Origin of the sequence: Amycolatopsis dendrobii, from assembly GCF_014145675.1 — a bacterium.
GTDB classification, from domain to species: Bacteria; Actinomycetota; Actinomycetes; order Mycobacteriales; family Pseudonocardiaceae; genus Amycolatopsis; species Amycolatopsis dendrobii.
This window is the reverse complement of record NZ_JACGZW010000008.1, coordinates 384411-402851: the sequence shown is the minus strand read 5'-3', so window position 1 is coordinate 402851 and position 18441 is coordinate 384411. Positions and strand designations below refer to the sequence as shown.

19 protein-coding genes are annotated in these 18441 nt (G+C 71.2%); 15 read left to right on the top strand and 4 right to left on the bottom strand.

From position 1 onward, the window contains the following. The 6 genes from murD to H4281_RS25020 all read left to right on the top strand — a co-directional run bounded on the left by murD (window position 1) and on the right by H4281_RS25020 (window position 7151). Window positions 1–1407, top strand: coding sequence for a UDP-N-acetylmuramoyl-L-alanine--D-glutamate ligase (gene murD, locus H4281_RS25045; RefSeq protein WP_182893372.1), 1407 nt, complete (start codon window positions 1–3; stop codon window positions 1405–1407). Continuing rightward, window positions 1394–2830 (top strand): putative lipid II flippase FtsW, encoded by a 1437-nt coding sequence (gene ftsW / locus H4281_RS25040; protein ID WP_182893371.1) that lies wholly within the window; start codon window positions 1394–1396, stop codon window positions 2828–2830. Before murD ends, ftsW begins: the two co-directional genes overlap by 14 nt. After that, window positions 2827–3951, top strand: a complete 1125-nt coding sequence (murG, locus tag H4281_RS25035; protein ID WP_182893370.1) for an undecaprenyldiphospho-muramoylpentapeptide beta-N-acetylglucosaminyltransferase — start codon at window positions 2827–2829, stop codon at window positions 3949–3951. Before ftsW ends, murG begins: the two co-directional genes overlap by 4 nt. Next, on the top strand, window positions 3944–5362 hold the full coding sequence (gene murC / locus H4281_RS25030) for a UDP-N-acetylmuramate--L-alanine ligase (RefSeq protein ID WP_182893369.1): 1419 nt from the start codon (window positions 3944–3946) through the stop codon (window positions 5360–5362). Before murG ends, murC begins: the two co-directional genes overlap by 8 nt. Next, a complete protein-coding gene (locus H4281_RS25025) occupies window positions 5359–6222 on the top strand; it encodes a cell division protein FtsQ/DivIB (RefSeq protein WP_182893368.1) in 864 nt (287 codons plus the stop codon). Before murC ends, H4281_RS25025 begins: the two co-directional genes overlap by 4 nt. Before the next feature lie 95 nt (window positions 6223–6317). Next, on the top strand, window positions 6318–7151 hold the full coding sequence (locus H4281_RS25020) for an NAD(P)H-binding protein (protein WP_182893367.1): 834 nt from the start codon (window positions 6318–6320) through the stop codon (window positions 7149–7151). Between the two features lie 215 nt (window positions 7152–7366). On the opposite strand, the gene H4281_RS25015 is transcribed toward H4281_RS25020, so the two are convergent. Then, window positions 7367–8080 carry a DinB family protein gene (locus H4281_RS25015; RefSeq protein WP_182893366.1) on the bottom strand — a complete coding sequence of 238 codons (714 nt, stop codon included), beginning with the start codon at window positions 8078–8080 and terminating at the stop codon, window positions 7367–7369. 117 nt (window positions 8081–8197) lie between these two features. Further along, a complete protein-coding gene (locus H4281_RS25010) occupies window positions 8198–8632 on the bottom strand; it encodes an OsmC family peroxiredoxin (RefSeq protein WP_182893486.1) in 435 nt (144 codons plus the stop codon). 114 nt (window positions 8633–8746) lie between these two features. Between H4281_RS25010 and H4281_RS25005 the strand changes: the two genes are divergently transcribed. Together H4281_RS25005 and H4281_RS25000 are read left to right on the top strand one after the other, a co-directional pair. Then, window positions 8747–9256: a DinB family protein gene (locus H4281_RS25005; RefSeq protein ID WP_182893365.1), complete on the top strand. Its 510-nt coding sequence runs from the start codon at window positions 8747–8749 to the stop codon at window positions 9254–9256. Beyond that, window positions 9253–9696, top strand: a complete 444-nt coding sequence (locus H4281_RS25000) for a mycothiol transferase (protein ID WP_182893364.1) — start codon at window positions 9253–9255, stop codon at window positions 9694–9696. The genes H4281_RS25005 and H4281_RS25000 overlap by 4 nt, the downstream gene beginning before the upstream one ends. Here H4281_RS25000 and H4281_RS24995 read toward each other — a convergent pair. Together H4281_RS24995 and H4281_RS24990 are read right to left on the bottom strand one after the other, a co-directional pair. Next, window positions 9683–10462, bottom strand: a complete 780-nt coding sequence (locus tag H4281_RS24995) for a DUF1295 domain-containing protein (protein ID WP_182893363.1) — start codon at window positions 10460–10462, stop codon at window positions 9683–9685. The genes H4281_RS25000 and H4281_RS24995 overlap by 14 nt on opposite strands. Next, the gene (locus H4281_RS24990; RefSeq protein ID WP_182893362.1) at window positions 10459–11697 is read right to left on the bottom strand and encodes an SAM-dependent methyltransferase; all 1239 of its coding nucleotides are present in this window, start codon (window positions 11695–11697) and stop codon (window positions 10459–10461) included. The genes H4281_RS24995 and H4281_RS24990 overlap by 4 nt, the downstream gene beginning before the upstream one ends. 72 nt (window positions 11698–11769) lie before the next feature. Here H4281_RS24990 and H4281_RS24985 point away from each other — a divergent pair, with 72 nt between their 5' ends. The 7 genes from H4281_RS24985 (at window position 11770) to H4281_RS24955 (ending at window position 18370) form a co-directional block, all read left to right on the top strand. Continuing rightward, window positions 11770–13041 (top strand): NAD(P)/FAD-dependent oxidoreductase, encoded by a 1272-nt coding sequence (locus H4281_RS24985; protein ID WP_182893361.1) that lies wholly within the window; start codon window positions 11770–11772, stop codon window positions 13039–13041. Further along, complete coding sequence (locus H4281_RS24980) at window positions 13035–13769, top strand: DUF1365 domain-containing protein (RefSeq protein WP_182893485.1); 735 nt, start codon at window positions 13035–13037, stop codon at window positions 13767–13769. Before H4281_RS24985 ends, H4281_RS24980 begins: the two co-directional genes overlap by 7 nt. Beyond that, window positions 13762–14370, top strand: coding sequence for an ECF RNA polymerase sigma factor SigK (sigK, locus tag H4281_RS24975; protein WP_182893360.1), 609 nt, complete (start codon window positions 13762–13764; stop codon window positions 14368–14370). The genes H4281_RS24980 and sigK overlap by 8 nt, the downstream gene beginning before the upstream one ends. Then, complete coding sequence (locus H4281_RS24970; protein ID WP_182893359.1) at window positions 14367–15128, top strand: anti-sigma factor; 762 nt, start codon at window positions 14367–14369, stop codon at window positions 15126–15128. Before sigK ends, H4281_RS24970 begins: the two co-directional genes overlap by 4 nt. Window positions 15129–15356: 228 nt before the next feature. Beyond that, window positions 15357–16673, top strand: a complete 1317-nt coding sequence (gene ftsZ / locus H4281_RS24965) for a cell division protein FtsZ (RefSeq protein WP_182893358.1) — start codon at window positions 15357–15359, stop codon at window positions 16671–16673. A 243-nt stretch (window positions 16674–16916) separates the two neighbouring features. Beyond that, window positions 16917–17630, top strand: coding sequence for a peptidoglycan editing factor PgeF (gene pgeF, locus H4281_RS24960; RefSeq protein WP_182893357.1), 714 nt, complete (start codon window positions 16917–16919; stop codon window positions 17628–17630). Then, window positions 17627–18370, top strand: a complete 744-nt coding sequence (locus H4281_RS24955; RefSeq protein ID WP_182893356.1) for a YggS family pyridoxal phosphate-dependent enzyme — start codon at window positions 17627–17629, stop codon at window positions 18368–18370. The genes pgeF and H4281_RS24955 overlap by 4 nt, the downstream gene beginning before the upstream one ends. The last annotated feature ends 71 nt before the right edge of the window (window positions 18371–18441 follow it).

The following is an 18441-nucleotide window of genomic DNA, read 5'->3' as shown; positions in this document are numbered from 1 at the left end:
TTGCAGCTTGACGGCAAACACGTTCTCGTCGCGGGCGCGGGCGTCACCGGGAAGTCGGTCGTTCCCGTGCTCCGCGAGCTGGGCGCGCGGGTCACGGTCACCGACGGCAACGCCGACCGGCTCGCCGAGCTGAAGGACCTGGACGCCGAGCTGGCGCCGGGCCTGACCGAACCGCCTGCGGACACCGCGCTCGTGGTGACCAGCCCCGGCTGGCGGCCGACGTCTCCGCTGCTGGTCGCGGCGGCCGAGGCGGGCGTCGAGGTGATCGGCGACGTCGAGCTGGCCTGGCGGATCGGGCAGCTGCGCGAGCATCCGCCCGCGTGGCTGGTCATCACCGGGACGAACGGCAAGACGACCACGGTCGGGATGCTGGAGTCGATCCTGCGCGCGGCCGGCGCGGACGCGGTGGCCTGCGGCAATGTCGGCTACCCGGTGCTGGACGCGGTCCGCGGCGGGCACCAGGTGCTGGCCGTCGAGCTGTCGAGCTTCCAGCTGCACTGGTCGTCCACGATCGCGCCGGACGCGTCGGTGGTGCTGAACCTCGCCGAGGACCACCTCGACTGGCACGGTTCGATGGAGGAGTACGCCGCCGCGAAGGGCCGCGTGCACGAGCGTTCGCGCGCCGTCGTGCACAACGTCGACGACCCGTGGTCCGTGCGGATCGCCGAGGCCCACGCGCCCGATGGCGCCCGGCGGATCGGCTTCGTGCTCGACACCCCGCGCGCCGGGGAACTGGGCCTGGTCGAAGACCTGCTGGTGGACCGCGCTTTCGGGGCGGACCCGGAGACGAGCGCGGACGAACTGGCCGAGATCGCCGACGTCCGCCCGGCCGGCCCGCACAACCTCGCGAACGCACTCGCCGCGGCCGCGCTGGCCCGCGCGCACGGCGTGTCGCCCGCGGCGGTGCGAAAAGGGCTGCGCGCATACGAACCCGCGCCGCACCGCGCGGTCGAGGTCGCCGAGATCGGCGGAATCCGCTACGTCAACGACTCGAAGGCCACCAACCCGCACGCCGCGCTCGGCTCGCTGCTCGCGCACGAAAGCGTGGTCTGGATCGCGGGCGGGCAGCTCAAGGGCGCGTCGGTGGACGATCTGGTCGCCGCGGTCGGCGGCCGGTTGCGCGCGGCCGTCCTGCTGGGCGTCGATTCCCCGGTGATCGAAACCGCTCTCGCGCGACACGCGCCGGATGTCCCGTGCAACCGCCTCCTTCCGGGTGACGATGAGCCCATGACTGCGGCGGTGAATGCGGCCAGCGCCCTGGCTCGTCCTGGTGACGTGGTGCTTCTCGCGCCCGCCGCCGCCTCGCTGGACATGTTCGGCGGCTACGGAGCGCGCGGCGACGCGTTCGAAGCCGCGGTGCGTGCGCTGGCCGACGGCGCGGCGGGGGCGGCGGATGACAGTCGTTGACGGAGACAAGCCCCGGCCGCGGCGCGTCCGCAAGGAAAGCCCGTTCGTCGCGCTCCGCACCGCGCTGACCGCCTGGCTGTCCCGGCCGCTGGCGTCGTTCCACCTGGTCCTCGCGCTGACCGGCATCCTCACCGTGATCGGCGCGGTGATGGTGCTGTCCGCGTCGTCGGTGGCCTCCTACAACCCGAAGACCGGCAGCGGCGTGTACGCGCTGTTCTTCCGGCACCTGATGTTCGTCGCGCTCGGCGGGATCGTGTTCTGGGTCGGCCTGCGGGTGCGGCTCGAGCGGATCCGCCGGATGTCGGCGACGATGACGGTGATCTGCCTCGGCCTGCTGATGCTGGTGCTGACGCCGCTCGGGTCGACGGTGAACGGTTCGCAGGGCTGGTTCAAGCTCGGCGTGTTCACCTTCCAGCCGGTCGAGGCGGCGAAGGTGGCGCTGGCCTTCTGGGGCGCGCACATCCTGGTGATCAAGTACAACGTGCTGCACCAGTGGCGGCATCTGCTGGTCCCGGTGGTGCCGGTGGCGCTGCTGATGTTCGCGCTGGTGATGCTGCAGCCCGACCTCGGCGGCACGATCACGCTCGCGGTGGTGCTGCTCGGCCTGCTGTGGTTCGCCGGCGCGCCGAAACGGCTCTTCGGGGTGATCCTGGCGGGCGGCCTGAGCGGCGTGCTGGTGCTGGCGATCATCGCGCCCTACCGGCTCGCGCGGGTGATGTCGTTCCTGTCGCCGGACGCGGACACCTCGGCCGAGGGGTTCCAGGCGAACCAGGCCAAGCTGGCCCTCGCCGACGGCGGCCTCTTCGGCAAGGGGCTCGGGCAGGGCGCGTCGAACTGGGGCTATCTGCCGAACGTGCAGAACGACTTCATCTTCGCCCTGATCGGCGAGGAACTCGGCTTCGTAGGCTGCGCGGTCGTGCTGGCGCTGTTCGCCGGCGTGGCCGTGGTCGGCCTGCGCATCGCCACCCGCAACATCGACCCGTGGATCAGGATCGTCGCGGGAACGCTGACGGTGTTCCTCGTCGCGCAGGCGGCCATCAACATCGGCTACGTGGTGGGGCTGCTGCCGGTCACCGGCGTCACGCTGCCGCTGATCTCCTACGGCGGCACCTCGCTCGTGATCACCATGCTCATCATGGGCGTGCTGGCCAACGCCGCGCGGCACGAACCCGAGGCGGTGGCCGCGCTGCGCTCGCACGGGCCGGGTAAATTCGGACGCCTGCTGCGGCTGCCCGCGCCCGATCCGTACCGCCCGCCGTCCTCCCGCAAGGGAACGCGCGCCGCGGGGACCGGGACGAAGGCGGCCCGGCCGGCGCCGCGTGCGGCCCGGCCCGCACCGGCACAGGAACGCCGCCGGTCGGCGCGGCGGACTACAGCGAACCGCGGTGCCCGGAGCACCGCGAACCGGAGAGGTCATTGGTGAGCAAGCCCGTCAAGGGAACCGAGCGGTCGGCAGCGGGCCGGGCGCCGGTCGTCGTGGTCGCAGGCGGGGGCACCGCCGGGCACATCGAGCCCGCGCTCGCGCTGGCGGACGCCGTGAAGCGGCTGCGCCCGGACGCCGAGGTCGTCGCGCTCGGCACGGAACGCGGCCTGGAGAACAAGCTCGTGCCCGCGCGCGGGTACCCGCTGGAGCTGATCCCGCCGGTGCCGATGCCGCGCAAGCCGACGCCGGAGCTGCTCCGGCTGCCGCTGAAGGTGCGCGATTCGGTCCGCCGCACCCGCGAGGTGCTCGACCGGGTGCACGCGGACGTCGTGGTCGGCTTCGGCGGCTACGTCGCGCTTCCGGCGTACCTCGCCGCGCGCGGCCGCACGCCGATCGTGGTGCACGAGGCGAACAAGTCGGCCGGGCTGGCCAACAAGGTCGGCGCCCGGTTCGCGTCGCGCGTCGCGGTCGCGGTGCCGGGCACGCCGCTGCCGAAGGCCGAGGTGGTCGGCATTCCGCTGCGCCGCTCGATCACGTCGCTGGACCGGGCCGCGCTGCGCGCCGAGGCCCGCGAGTTCTTCGAGCTGGACCCGGACGCGCCGACGCTGCTGGTGTTCGGCGGTTCGCAGGGCGCGGCGTCGATCAACTCGGCGGTTTCCGGCGCGGCGAAGGACTTCGCCGAGGCGGGCGTGGGCGTGCTGCACGCCCACGGGCCGAAGAATTCCCTTGTGGTGCAAGAGTTCCCCGGTCGTCCGCCGTACGTGCCGGTGCCGTACCTGGAGCGGATGGACCTGGCCTACGCCGCGGCGGACGCGGTGGTGTGCCGGTCCGGCGCGATGACCGCGGCCGAGGTGTCCGCGGTCGGGCTGCCCGCGGTGTTCGTGCCGCTGCCGCACGGCAACGGCGAGCAGGCGGTCAACGCCCAGCCCGCGGTCGACGCGGGCGCGGCGCTGATGGTCGCCGACGGCGACCTCACCGCGGAGAAGGTCGCCGAACTGGTGATCCCGCTGGTCACCGACGCCGACCGGGTCGCCGCGATGAGCGCGGCCGCGGTCGGGCTCGGCCACCGCGAGGCCGACGAGACCCTCGCCCGCATCGTTTTGGAGGCCGCCGGTGCCTGACACGCCCGAACTGCCCGCGCAGCTGCGCCGGGCGCACCTGATCGGGATCGGCGGGGCCGGGATGTCCGGCATCGCGCGTATCCTGCTCGCCCGCGGCGCGGCCGTGTCCGGGTCGGACGCCAAGGAATCGCGTGCGCTGCTTTCGCTGCGCGCGCAGGGCGCGACGCTGTTCGTCGGCCAGACCGCGGACAACCTCGCCGAACTGGCCGAACCGCCGTCGGCCGTCGTGGTGTCGACCGCGATCAAGGAGACGAATCCGGAGCTCGCGGCGGCCCGCGAACGCGGCATCCCGGTGCTGCACCGCGCGCAGGCGCTGGCCGGGCTGATGGCCGGGCACCGCGTCGCGTGCATCGCGGGAACGCACGGCAAGACGTCGACCACGTCGATGCTCACCGTGGCGCTGCAGAACTGCCGGATGGACCCGTCGTTCGCGATCGGCGGCGACCTCAACGAGTCCGGGGCCAACGCGCACCACGGCGAGGGCGGCGTGTTCGTCGCGGAAGCCGACGAGAGCGACGGCTCCTTCCTCACCTACACGCCGTCGGTCGCGGTGGTGACGAACGTCGAGCCCGATCACCTCGACCACCACGGCACCGCCGAGGCGTACGTGAAGGTGTTCAGCGACTTCGTCGGCCAGATCGAGCCGGGCGGGCTGCTGATCGTGTGCGCGGACGACGAGGGCGCGGCCCGGCTGGGCGACGAGGCCGTCGCGGCCGGCGTGCGAGTGCGTCGCTACGGCCGTGCGGCTTCCGGCGTCGGCGACGTGCGCGTGGTCGGCTACACGCCCGCGCCGGACGGCGGCGTCGTGCGGATCGCGCTGGACGGCGAAGAACACGACCTGCGGGTCGCGGTGCCGGGCGAGCACATGGCGCTCAACGCGGTCGCCGCGCTGCTCGCCGGGCTCGAACTCGGCGCGCCGCTGGACGGCATGGCCGCCGGACTCGCCGCGTTCGGCGGGGTGCGCCGCCGGTTCGAGTTCAAGGGCCGTGCGGGCGACGTCCGGGTGTACGACGACTACGCGCACCATCCGACCGAGGTGGCCGCGCAGCTGCGCGCGGTGCGCACGGCGGCGGGCAGCGGACGGGTCGTCGTGGTGTTCCAGCCGCACCTGTACTCGCGCACGCAGACTTTCGCCGCTGAGTTCGCCGAAGCGTTGTCGCTGGCCGACGAGGTCGTGGTGCTCGACGTGTTCGGCGCGCGCGAGGAGCCGGTGCCGGGCGTGACCGGCGCGCTGATCGCCGACCGGGTGACCGCTGCCGTGCACTACCAGCCCGCCTTCGACGTGGCCGCCGGCCTGGTCGCGGATCTCGTCCGGCCGGGCGACCTCGCGATCACCATGGGCGCGGGCGACGTGACGCAGCTCGGCCCGGAGATCCTGGCCGAACTGGACCGGAGGGCCGCGGGGGCATGACCGGGACCCGGCAGCGCCGTCGCTCGCCCGCGCCTCGTGCGGGCGAGGAGCAGCGTGCTGCCCTGGCCCGGGAACGACGCGGGCGGCGGACCGAGGAGGAACGCCAGCGCACCCGCGCCCGCACCTCCGCGCGGTCGGGCCGCTCGACGCGGGCTGCCGCGCGGAAGTCCCGGCCCACGCGCGGCAAGGAGATCCGCCGTCGCTGGGTGGCGCTGCTGACCGTGGTCACCCTGGTCGCGCTCGGGTACCTGCTGTTCTTCAGCTCGCTGCTCGCGGTGAAGACGATCGAGGTGCAGGGCGCCAAAACCGTGTCGGCGGACCAGATCCGCGCGACCGCCGCGGTGCCGCCGGGGCAGCCTATGCTGCGCGCGGACGTCGACGGGATCCGCGACCGGGTGGCCCAGATGCCGGGCATCGCGACCGTCGACGTGTCCCGGTCGTGGCCGACGACGCTGGAGATCGCGGTGACCGAACGGACCGCGATCGCGTTCTTCGACAGCGGTCCCGGCGGCGACGGGGTGCATCTCGTGGACGGCGGCGGGGTCGTGTTCAAGACGGTGAAGACGCGGCCGGTCGGGTTGCCCGAGCTGAAGCTGCCGAAGGTGTCGGTGGACGATCCGGTCACCCGCGCGGTCACTGCTGTGCTCGGGGTGCTGCCGGAGCAACTGCTGAAGCAGACGAAGACGGTCACTGCGCAGACCCCGGCGAGCGTGGAGTTCACGCTGTCCACCGGCAAGACCGTGCGGTGGGGGAACGCGGAGAACACCGATCGCAAGGCGAAGGTGCTGGCTGCGTTGCTGACGCAGCAGGGGAAGATCTACGACGTTTCCGCGCCGGAGCTGCCGACTATCACGTCTTAGGCCCTGTGCCGGCCGGGTGTCCCGGGTTTCGTGGCGCGGAGTTCTCGTATGGCGTACGCTCGTTGTGTTCGTACGCCATACGAGAAGGTGGGGGCATGACGGTTCTGGTGACGGGTGCGACCGGCAACGTCGGACGGCTGGTGGTTGACGAGCTGGTGGCGCGCGGGGTGCCGGTGCGGGCGTTGACAGTGGATCCCGAGCGGGCGGCGCTGCCGGACGGGGTTGAGGTGGTAGTCGGATCGCTGGCCAAGCCTTCTGCGTTGCCTGCGGCGCTGGAGGGCGTCGAGGCGGTCTATTTGGCGCCTTATGCGCGGACTGTTTCGCGGTTTTGCGAGCTGGCCGCGGGGGCTGGGATTCGGCGGGTGGTCGCGTTGTCCGGGTCCAGCGTGGGGGATGCGCATCCGATGTCCAGCGGGCATGGGTTCGCTGCGGTCGAGGCCGCTGTCCGCGGTGCGGGATTCGAGTGGACGTTTTTGCGGCCTGGGGCGTTTATGATGAATTCCTTGGGGTGGGCGTCTTGTATCCGGGAGAAGGGGGAGGTTCGGTCGGTTTATCCTGGGGCTGCTCAGACGCCTATTGATTTGGGGGACATTGCCGCGGTGGCCGCTCATGTGCTCAGCACTGAGGGACATGTGGGGCGGGTTTACGAGCTGAGCGGGCCGGAGGGGATTTCTCTGGAGAAGATGGCGGCGGCTATTGGGGATGCGTTGGGGAAAGCGTTGCCGTTTGTGGAGCTGACTCCGGAGGAGCAGGTTGCCGAGTGGGTCGGGGCTGGGTATCCGGAGGGGGTTGCTTCTTGGTTGCTGGAGAATTTCGAGGTTACTGATCGGGAGCCGCAGGTGCCTACCGGGGTGGTGGAGGAATTGCTCGGGCGGCCGGGGGTTTCGTTCGCGGAGTGGGCCAAGGTTAATGTTGCGGCGTTTTCCTGAGTGAAGTAGGTCGGCTCGTCGCCTGGCGGCGACATTGCGGTCGGGTGGTGAGACGGGCGCCCGATTTTTCAGTGTGACTACGGCGCGGGGGTGCTTGTCTAGGCGGGAAAGATGCCTTGACAAGCACCCCCGCGCCGTGTTTTTGGCTTCGTATCGGGGGCGGGGAGGTGTGGCTGCCCTGTGGGTTGGGTGCACCGGCTGCGGTTTGTGTGTGTTTAGTCCGCGTTTTCGATGAGGGTAAGGTCTCGCGTGCAGAAACCGTGGTGTTCGAAGGTTTCGTTGAGGACTGTGCCCAGGCATTGGCGTACTGTGCGGCCTCGTGCGTAGGGCGGCCAAACGTCGTCGTCGGGGACTGGGGCTTGTGCGGCTAGTTGGTCCGGGGCGACCGTGTTGAGCCAGGCCGCTAGTTCGGCGGCTTGGGCGTTGCGCACGTTCACGATTTCGTCCAGGGACGGGTTCAGCGAGAGGTCCAGTCCGTGTGCTTCGCGGTAGGGCTCGACGGTGGGGCCGATGCCCATGGGGGTGAAGTGCGCTGTCGAGCCCAGGCAGCAGCGGCGGAACCAGGAGTCGTGGACGAAGACCAGGTGGCGCAGTGTTTGCGCGGCCGACCATTCGTCGTTCGCGGAGCGGTGTTCGATGCCGGGAGTGCGGCGGATTCGCTCGATCGTCGCGGTCCAGTCCGCGTGGAGCCGGCGGGCCGCCTCGCGCAGGTCGGCGAGGTCATCGGAACGGATCAGGACGCGCACGGGGTGGCGGCGGTCCAGTTCGGCCTCTACGTACTGGCTGACTTCGACGCCGTTCACCACGAGGTTGGAGACGAGCCCGTCGATCACTGCGTCCTGCATGACCACGCCGATCAGGCGCGCTCCGGTCAGATCGCACTCGCGGAATTCCGCGTCGTGCAGGTCCTCGTCGACATGTCTTTGCATGATCCGCACAGTAGGCCCGAGCACCGACAAAACCGCGCCGTCCCGGTCGATCGCGGGTCGTGAGGGGAACCCCGAGGAGTCAGAGTCCCCGAGGGTTCCCCGCACGGAACGCGGGGGTCAGGCGAGTGCGGCGTCCAGGGTGATGGTGGTGCCGGAGAGGGCCTTGGAGACCGGGCAGGTTCGTTCGGCGGTCTTGGCCAGCTCGGCGAACTGGTCCGCGGTGACGCCGTCCAGTTTCGCGCGCAGGGTGATGGCGATGCCGCTGATTTCGAAGCCGCCGCCGTCGGCCGGGCCGAGGGTCACCTCGGCGGAGACGTCGATGTACTCGGCTTCCAGTTTCTGGGACTCCAGCACGCCGGACAGGTTCATCGCCAGGCAGCTCGAGTGGGCGGCGGCGATGAGCTCCTCGGGGCTGGTCCGCCCGTCCGGATCGCCCGCCCGGGTCGGGAAGGACACCTCGTAGGTGCCCAGGTTCGACGAGTCGAGGGTGACCTCGCCCTTGCCTTTCTGCAGTCCGCCGGTCCAGTGGGTGGTCGCGTCGCGGCTGGGCATCGCTGTCTCCTTGTGGCGGTCGAGGGATAGGTACCCCATGAAGGTAGTGTGCAATTACATTGCGTGCAAGCTAAATCCCTGAAAAGAGTGGCCGGGTGCGGCAGACTACTAGGCGTGACCGATGCTCCTGAACGTCCCGATCCGCCGATGGCGGGGGACGAGCGCACCCAGCTCGCCGGCTTCCTCGACTTCCTGCGCGCCAGCGTCGTGTGGAAATGCTCCGGGCTCACCGACGAGCAGGCCCGCCAGACGCACGTGCCCAGCGAGTTGACCACGATCGCCGGGCTGCTGTGCCATCTCACGCTCGTGGAGAACTACTGGTTCCGCGTCGTGCTCGACGGGCAGCCGGACGAGTGGGCGGATCGGCTCGAGATCGATCGGGACGCCGAGTTCCGGCTCGCGCTGGAGTTGCCGATGACGCAGTTGATCGCCGACTACGAGGCTGAGACCGAGAAGTGCCGTGCGGTCGTCGCGGCGAGGGGGTTCGACGACACAGTGCTGTTCAAGGGGGACAAACCGCTCACGGTGCGGTGGGTCGTCACGCACATGATCGAGGAGACCGCGCGCCATCTCGGGCATCTTGACCTGCTGCGCGAGCTGACCGACGGTCTCACCGGGGAGTGAGCCTCGATCGCGCGCAGCTGGTCGACGACCTCGAACTGCTGCGCGCGACCGTGGCGTGGAAATGCTCCGAACTCACCGACGAGCAGGCCCATTGGCCCGGCGAGCTGATGACCGCTGCCGGGATTGTGTGGCATCTCGCGCTGGTGGAGAACACGCTGCACGACGTCGTCGTCACCGGGCAGCCGCAGCGGTGGGCCGAGCGGCTGGAAGCGGGCCGGGACGCCGCGTTCGAGGTGGGCCTCGACCTGCCGATCGAGGAGGTGCGCAACGCTTACCGGGACAACGTCGAGATGTGTCGCGAGGCCCTGGCGGAGCGGTCGTTGGACGATCCGGTGGGGTTCGCGGACGATCGGCTGGTGACGGTGGGGGCGGTCGTTGAGTACCTGGTGAAGGAGACCTCGCGGCATCTCGAGTTGGTGCGGGAGCTCATCGGGGAGTGAGCTTTTTCGGGGGCAGCGGGAGGAAACCGCTGGTGCGGGCGATGTAGTCGGCGTAGCCCGGGCGAGTTTGCCGCATGCCTTTCTCCAGCATGGGCTTGCCGGTGCCGCGGGCGAGGGTGAAGGTCATCGCGACCGGGGACAGGATCGTCGCCGCGCCGGGCCACGTCGAGCACGCCAGCAGGTAGAGGCCCCACCAGACGCAGGCGTCGCCGAAGTAGTTCGGGTGGCGGGTGTAGCGCCAGAGGCCGGTGTCGAGGACTCGGCCCCGGTTGGCCGGGTTCGCGCGGAAGCGGCGGAGCTGCTCGTCGCCGACGGTTTCGAAGACGAAGCCGACCAGCCACCCCGCCACGCCGAGCCAGGCGGTGACGCCGAAACCCGTGCCGGACATGGCGAATTGCACCGGCAGCGAGACGAACCACAGGACCACGGCCTGCATCAGGTAGGTCCGCACGAAGATCCGGGCGCCGGGGTTCGGGCCGGCGCGTTCGGCGATCTGCTGGTAGCGCGGGTCTTCCGGCTTGCCGCGGTTGCGCAGGTGCAGGTGGACGGCCAGGCGCACGCCCCAGACGACGGTGAGCGCGGCAGTCGTCAGGCGCAGGGCGAGCGGGCCCGAGCCGAAGGGGAACGAGACCACGGCGACGAGGGCGAAACCTAAGCCCCAGAAGGTGTCGATGGTGTCGTAGCGGCGCCGCAGACGAGCGATGCCGAAGGTCAGGGTCACCGCGACCAGGGTGACTCCGGCGGTGAGGCCGAGCAGCGCGATCATGCCCACTCCCTCGTCCACGGCATCGCGGTGCGGCCGGTCGCGTCCGGGCGCACCGCGAGGATCTGGTCGACGCCCATGCGGTTCTCCTCGAAGGCGAGTGCGCCGCCGGCCAGATAAAGCCGCCAGACGCGGGCGCCTGCCTCGCCGATCAGCGCGACGGCCTCGTCCCAGTGCCGCTCCAGGGTGTCGGCCCAGGCTCGGACCGTCGGGACGTAGTGCTCGCGCAACGCGTGCACGTCGCGGATTTCGAAGCCCGCGGTTTCGAGGTGGCCGAGGGTGCGGCTGAGCGGGCGCATGGTCATGTCGGGGGCGATGTAGCGCTCGATGAACGCGCCGCCGCCGGGTGCGACCGCTCCGCGCGACATCTGCTGCAGCAGCAGGCGTCCGGTGGGCTTGAGCATCCGGCAGAGCGTGCCGGCGTAGGCCGGGTAGTTCTCCTCGCCGACGTGTTCGCCCATTTCGATGGAGGCTACGGCGTCGAAGGACTCTCCGGCGAGTTCCCGGTAGTCCTGCCGGCGGACCTCGACGCGGTCGTCCAGATCGTGCTGTGTCAGCCGGGTTTTGACGTGCTGCACCTGCTCGGCGGAGATGGTGACGCCGACGGCCTCGACCCCGTGGTGCTTCGCCGCGTGCACGAGCAGGGAACCCCAGCCGCAGCCGACGTCGAGGAGGCGCATGCCTGGCCGCAGGCCGAGTTTGCGGCAGATCAGCTCGAGTTTGTCGTGCTGGGCGCGCGCGAGATCGGCGTTCTCGGACCAGTAGCCCGAGGAGTACGCCATCGAATCGTCCATGAGCAGCTGATAGAAGGCGTTCGACAGGTCGTAGTGGTGCGAGATCGCGGAGCGGTCCCGGCCGAGGGTGTGCAGCTTCCCGCGCAGCCGGGCTTCCTCGGCGGGCGGTTTCGGCGGCAGGCCGAACACCCCGAGCCGGGCGGCCAGGCGGACGGCCTCGCCGAAGTCTCGTGCGGACAGCTGCGGCCGGTAAGCCCAGGCGCGGCGGAAACCCTCGGTGAGGTCGCCTTCGACGTCCAGGTCGCCGGAGACGTAAGCCCGGGCCAGGCCGAGTTCGCCAGGCGAGTACAGCAGCCAGCGCAGCGCGCGGCGGTTTTTCAGGACGACGGTCGGCCCGGCTGGCCCGGCCTGGTGCCCGTCCCAGGTGCGGACGGCGACCGGCAGCGGGCCGCCGAGGACGCGTTCGGCGAAGTCGGCGAGTCGGTGGGCTGCGGATTTCGGCATGCGGGGGATTCGGAGCCGGCAGCCGCGCGGATTGGTACCCATCCGTGCCGGGGCCGGCTCCGAATCCTCTCCGTGCACCACACCACGGGACAACGCATCGCTGTCATCGGCAGCGGGGTCGCCGGCCTCACCGCCGCGTACCTGCTGCAGCGCCGCTACGAGGTTCTGCTGTTCGAGGCCGACGACCGGCTCGGCGGCCACGCCCACACCCACGACGTGCCGAGCGCGCACGGCGGGACGGTCGCCGTCGATTCCGGGTTCCTCGTCCACAACGAGCGCACCTACCCGACGCTGCTGCGGCTGTTCGGCGAACTCGGCGTCCGCACTCGCGACACCGAGATGTCGATGAGCATCCGCTGCGACGGCTGCGGCCTGCAGTACGCCGGGGCGAAAGGCGTGCGCGGGCTGTTCGCGCAACGGAGCAACGCCGCCTCCGCGCGCTACCTGCTCATGCTGGCCGAGGTGAAGCGGTTCCACCGGCACGCCGCACGGCTGCTGGCCCGCCCCGAAGCGGGTGACGTCCCGCTCGGCGCGTTCCTCGCGATCGGCGGGTATTCGCGGTATTTCGTGGATCATTTCGTGCTGCCGCTGGTGTCCACGGTGTGGTCCGCCGATCGCACCGACACCATGCGGTATCCGGCGCGGTACCTGTTCGAATTCCTGCGCAACCACGGAATGCTCACCGTGCGGAATTCGCCGACGTGGCGGACGGTCGTCGGCGGTTCGCGAGAGTACGTCGAGCGGGCGGCCAAGCAGCTGACCGCGGTGCATTTGTCCACCCCGGTTCGCGCGGTGCGGCGGACCGCGCGCGGCGTCGAGGTGCGCGATGATGCCGATACGGCGCACCGGGTCGACCGAGTCGTGGTCGCGACGCACGCGGACCAAGCGTTGCGGCTGCTGACGGATCCCACTGGGGCGGAACAGAAGCTGCTCGGTGCTTTCCGCTACTCGCGCAACGAAGCTTGGCTGCACACCGATCCCGCCGTGCTGCCGACCGCGTCCGGAGCCCGGTCCTCCTGGAATTACCGGACGCCTGGCTGCGGGGCGGACCTGCACGCTGTCCAAGTCACTTACGACCTGAATCGCTTGATGGGCCTCGACGAAGCGACGACGTACGCCGTCACGCTCAATCCGAGCACGGGCCTCGATCCGGATGCGGTGGTCGCGAAAATGTCTTACGAACACCCGATCTACACGCCGGAATCGGTTGCCGCGCAGAGAAGCCTGCCGGAATTGAACGACGGTGTCGTCGCGTACGCCGGTGCTTATCAAGGCTGGGGATTCCACGAGGACGGCTGTTCCTCCGGCGTCCGCGCCGCGGCCAGTTTCGGGGTGACCTGGTGACCGCTCTCTACGACGCCACCGTCGCGCACGTCCGCCGGGCCGACCCGCCGTACTCCTTCGCGCACCGGATGTACCTGTGGCGGACCGATCTCGGCGACCTGCCGCGGCTGCCGTGGTGGCTCCGGCCGTTCGCCCGCTTCGACGGCCGCGACCACTTCAGCCCCGACGAACCCGGCGACATCCGGTCCAAACTGGACGCCTGGCTCGCGCACCGCGGGGTGGACTTGCGCGGCGGGCCGGTGACGATGCTCGCGTCGGCGCGCGTTCTCGGGTACGTCTTCAATCCGATCACGGTCTACTGGTGCCACACGCCGGACGGCGCGCTCGCCTGCGTGGTCGCCGAGGTGCACAACACCTACGGCGGCCGCCACGCCTACCTGCTCGGGCCCGGCGGGGACCTCGGGGAGCTCCACGCGGAGAAGGAGTTCTACGTGTCGCCGTTCCAGGAGATGGCGGGGGAGTACCGGATGCACCTGCCGCGGCCGGACGCGCTGCTGGCGTTGACCGTCGTCCTGCGGCACGACGGAGACGCCGCCCTGACCGCTACGCTGCGAGGAGTCCGCCGTCCGGTCGGGATCCGCACGCTCGCGCGCTTCCTGCTGGGCAGGCCGCTGCAACCGCAGCGCGTCGCCGCGCTGATCCGCCGCCACGGGCTCGCGCTCTGGCGGCGCAAAGCCCCGCTCGTCGCCCGGACCGGACAGAACACGGCAGGAGCCCTCCATGGATGAGAGCGCACGGGAAGAGAGCGCACGCCCGGCGGACCGGCTCTCCGCGGTGCCGCCGACCAGCGCCGAAGAACTCATGGCGCTGGTCGCGAAGGGGGACGAACGCGCCTTCGAACGGCTCTACGATCAGCTCGCCGGTCCCGTCTACGGGCTCGTCCGCCGCATCGTGCGGGACCCCGCGCAGTCCGAGGAGGTCGCGCAGGAGGTGCTCGTGGAGTTGTGGAAGACCGCGACGCGCTATTCGCCGGCGAAGGGCAGCGTCCTGAACTGGGCGATGACGCTCGCGCACCGCCGAGCGGTCGACCGGGTCCGGTCGGCGAGGGCGAGCACCGAACGCGAGCGGAAAGCGACTTTCGAAGCCGCGCGCGGGCGGCCGTTCGACGAGGTCGCCGAATCCGTCGCGACCCGGCTGGAACGCTCGCAGGTGCGGCGCTGCCTGAAAACGCTCACCGAATTGCAGCGGGAATCCGTCCTGCTGGCGTACTACCAGGGCTACACCTATCGCGAGGTCGCCGACGTGCTGGACACGCCGCAGGGGACGGTCAAGACCAGACTGCGCGACGGGTTGATCCGGCTGCGCGACTGCCTGGGGGTGACGGCGTGACCAGTCCGGAGATGCACACGTTGGCCGGCGCGTACGCGCTCGACGCGCTGTCGGAGGTCGAGCGGGCCCAGTTCCGCCGTCACCTCGAACAATGCGAAGCCTGCGCGCAGGAAGTGCGGGAACTGAGCGAGACCGCGGCCCGGCTCGGCGCGGCGATGGACGAACAGCCGCCGTCCGGGCTCAAGGACCGGGTGCTGGCGGAAATGCGCACGACGCGCCAGCTGCCGCCGCTGACCGGTTCCGGGGAACCGCGCCTGCGCGGACCGCGCCGCTGGCCGATGCTCATCGCCGCCGCGGCCGCTGTCGTCGGGCTCGCTCTGGCCGGCGTGTTCGGCGGGATCGCGCTGCATACCAGCAGCCAGCTGAACAGCGCACAGTCCGAATTGGACGCCGCGCGCGAACGCTACCTGCCGGTGGCCGAATTGCTCACCGCGCCGGACAGCCAGACCTCGCACGTCGCGTCGCCGCGCGGGGGCGGGGGCACGGTGGTGGTTTCGCGGAAACTCGACCGCGTGATGTTCATGCAGTCCGGGCTGCCGCCGGTCCAGTCCGGGCAGGTCTACGAGGCCTGGCTGATGGGCCCGGACCTCGCGCCGCGGCCGGCCGGCCTGCTGCCCGGGGGACCGTCGGGTTCGCTGGTCGTGGCGGACGGGCTGGCCGGTGCGCAGCAGTTCGCGGTGAGCGTGGAGCAGGCCGGCGGGTCGCCGTCGGGGAAGCCGTCGAAGGACGTGGTGCTGGTCGCTTCGGTGCCCGCATAGCAGACCGCGCGCCAGGCCTCGCGGCGGGTTCCGGCCTTGCGCGCGGCTTCGCGTTGTGGCAAAACACCTTTGCCGCTCACGGCGTGGCTACTGGATTAGAGCTTGCGCGGCGCCTACCGTCCTGCCTTGACGCCGGTGGTTGACATAACTCTCACTCTCGGGTTGAGGTTGAGGGTTTCCGGCCCCGGCGGGCGGCATGTGCACATCACGATCAGGAAGGCGGACCCGATGACGCCCCCGCACAACTACCTTGCGGTGATCAAGGTCGTCGGCATCGGCGGCGGCGGCGTGAACGCCGTGAACCGGATGATCGAGGTCGGCCTCAAGGGTGTCGAGTTCATCGCGGTGAACACCGACGCGCAGGCACTGCTCATGTCCGACGCCGACGTCAAGCTCGACATCGGCCGGGAACTGACCCGCGGACTCGGCGCCGGAGCCGCCCCCGAGGTGGGGCAGAAGGCGGCCGAGGACCACCGCGAGGAGATCGAAGAGGTCATCAAGGGCGCCGACATGGTGTTCGTGACCGCGGGCGAGGGCGGCGGCACCGGCACCGGCGGCGCGCCGGTCGTCGCGCAGATCGCCCGCAAGCTCGGCGCGCTCACGATCGGCGTGGTGACCCGCCCGTTCACCTTCGAGGGCAAACGCCGCGGCAAGCAGGCCGAAGAGGGCATCCAGCAGCTGCGCAACGAGTGCGACACGCTGATCGTGATCCCGAACGACCGGCTGCTGCAGCTCGGCGACATCGGCGTGTCCCTGATGGACGCGTTCCGCTCCGCCGACGAGGTGCTGCTCTCCGGTGTCCAGGGCATCACCGACCTGATCACCACGCCCGGCCTCATCAACCTGGACTTCGCCGACGTCAAGAGCGTCATGTCCGGCGCGGGCTCCGCGCTGATGGGCATCGGCTCCGCACGCGGCGAGGGACGGGCGATACAGGCCGCCGAGAAGGCGATCAACTCGCCGCTGCTGGAAGCGTCGATGGACGGGGCGCACGGCGCGCTGCTGTCCATCGCGGGCGGATCGGACCTCGGGCTGTTCGAGATCAACGAGGCCGCGTCGCTCGTGCAGGAATCGGCGCACCCGGACGCGAACATCATCTTCGGCACGATCATCGACGACTCCCTCGGCGACGAGGTCCGCGTCACGGTGATCGCGGCCGGGTTCGACGCGGGCGCGCCCACCCACAAGAAACTCGACCCGCCCGCGTTCGGCGGCAAACAGGGCAACGGCACCGCGTCCGCCGCGGCGGGCCAGGTCGGCGGCGGCTCGGCCGCGCAGACCCCGCCGCAGACCGGGGCCACGCCGGTGCCGCCGGCGGGCAGCTCCGGCTACCCGGTGGCTCCGCCGAGGACCCCGCCCTCCGGCCTGCCGCAGCCGGGCGCCGGCACCCCGCCGGGCGGCCTGCCCCAACCGGGCGGCGGCTCGCGCGGCTATTCGCCGATCGGCTCGGGCTCCGCGACGGGCGGCCTGCCGAGCCGCCCGACGACGGTCCACGACGACCCGACCGACGACGACGTGGACGTGCCGCCCTTCATGCGGCGCTGATCCGTCCGCTTTCCGTTTCCGGCAACGGCCGTCCCGACACGTTCGGGGCGGCCGTTGCCGTGTCCGGACCCTCGTGAGCGGCGATCCCGGTTAGCGCCGGCACAAACCACTCACGAGGGCCCGGACCCGACTCGCCCGGGCCAAGCCGGCTGCTGCGGCGGAGTGGCGATCCCGGTTAGCGCCGGCATCGCCGCGCACGAGGCTCGCCCCGGCGGCCGCCGCGGTTTTTGGCAGGATGGCGGGGTGCGAGTACGACGAGTGGTCACGACCAGGGCGGGCGGGGCTTCCCGGCCGCCGTACGAGAGTTTCAACCTCGGCGACCACGTCGGCGACGACGCGGGCGACGTCTACGCCAACCGCAAGCGGCTGGCGTCCGAGCTCGGTCTCGCCGAGGACAAGCTGGCCTGGATGGAGCAGGTGCACGGCCGCACCGCGACCGTCGTGGACGGCACCGAGACCTCTGCCGCCGAAGCGACCGACGCGCTGGTGACCGATCGTCCGGGCGTCGCGCTCGTGGTGCTGGTCGCGGACTGCGTTCCGGTGCTCATGGCGGATCCGGAAGCGGGCGTCGTCGCCGCGGTGCACGCGGGCCGGGTCGGCGCGCGCGTCGGCGTGGTGCCCGCCGCGCTGGAGGCGATGCGCGAACTCGGCGCCGAACCGGGCCGGGTCGAGGCGTTGCTGGGCCCGGCGATCTGCGGCGACTGCTACGAGGTCCCGGCCGCGATGGCCGCGGACGTCGAGAAACATCTGCCCGGCAGCGCCTGCGAAACGCGCAAGGGCACGACCGGTCTGGACCTGCGCGCCGGGCTCTGGCGGCAGCTGGCCGACCTGGGCGTCGGACGCGTCGGCGCGGATCCGCGGTGCACGGCGGAGGACAAGACGTTGTTCAGCTTCCGCCGCGACGGCACCACCGGCCGCATCGCAGGCATCACCTGGCTGGAAGAGGAGAAGGCGTGACCGGGGACCCGGCAGACCAGCGGCGGGCGGAGCTGGCGGCGGCGCTGGCCGCGGTCGAGGAGCGCATCGCGAACGCCTGCGCGGCGGCCGGCCGCTCCCGCGACGAGGTGCGGTTGCTGGGCGTCACCAAGACCTTCCCGGCGGCCGACGCCGCGTTGCTGACCGACCTCGGGCTGCTGAACCTCGCCGAGAACCGCGACCAGGAAGCAGGTCCGAAGGCGGCCGAGGTCGCGCAGCTGCGCCCGGAAGCGGCCCCGCGCTGGCACATGGTCGGGCGGCTGCAGCGGAACAAGGCGCGGTCGGTCGTGCGCTGGGCGGCCGAGGTCCAGTCGGTCGACTCGGCGCGGCTCGCCGACGCCCTCGCCCGCGCGGTCGCCGCCGCGCAGGAGTCGGGGGAGCGGACCGGACCGCTCGACGTACTGGTCCAGGTGAGCCTCGACGGCGACGTCGCGCGCGGCGGGACCCCGCTCGAGGAGCTCGACGCCCTCGCCGACCGCATCGCCCACACGGGGGAGCTGCGGTTGCGAGGCGTGATGGCCGTGGCCCCGTTAGGGGAGGACCCGGGCACCGCTTTTGCCCGCCTGTCCCACGCGGCGGAAAGAGTCCGGGCCCGGTATCCGGAAGCGGCTGACGTCTCCGCCGGAATGAGCCATGATCTGGACCAGGCGATCCGGCACGGCTCGACGTGTGTGCGTGTCGGAACCGCGTTGCTCGGCGGGCGCGGTTTAGCCTCGCCGTAGGGAGTCCGCCCGGTGGTCACGTTTCGTGTCCGGCCGGGCGGGGCACAACGGTGCGGGAGCGGCAAAGGGCT

Bases quoted from the DNA above. Each gene is read 5' to 3' on its own strand.
- ftsW (WP_182893371.1), top strand. From the start codon at position 1,394: ATGACAGTCGTTGACGGAGACAAGCCCCGGCCGCGGCGCGTCCGCAAG.
- H4281_RS25025 (WP_182893368.1), top strand. From the start codon at position 5,359: ATGACCGGGACCCGGCAGCGCCGTCGCTCGCCCGCGCCTCGTGCGGGC.
- H4281_RS25020 (WP_182893367.1), top strand. From the start codon at position 6,318: ATGACGGTTCTGGTGACGGGTGCGACCGGCAACGTCGGACGGCTGGTG.
- H4281_RS25015 (WP_182893366.1), bottom strand. From the start codon at position 8,080: ATGCAAAGACATGTCGACGAGGACCTGCACGACGCGGAATTCCGCGAG.
- H4281_RS25010 (WP_182893486.1), bottom strand. From the start codon at position 8,632: ATGCCCAGCCGCGACGCGACCACCCACTGGACCGGCGGACTGCAGAAA.
- H4281_RS24995 (WP_182893363.1), bottom strand. From the start codon at position 10,462: ATGATCGCGCTGCTCGGCCTCACCGCCGGAGTCACCCTGGTCGCGGTG.
- H4281_RS24990 (WP_182893362.1), bottom strand. From the start codon at position 11,697: ATGCCGAAATCCGCAGCCCACCGACTCGCCGACTTCGCCGAACGCGTC.
- sigK (WP_182893360.1), top strand. From the start codon at position 13,762: ATGGATGAGAGCGCACGGGAAGAGAGCGCACGCCCGGCGGACCGGCTC.
- ftsZ (WP_182893358.1), top strand. From the start codon at position 15,357: ATGACGCCCCCGCACAACTACCTTGCGGTGATCAAGGTCGTCGGCATC.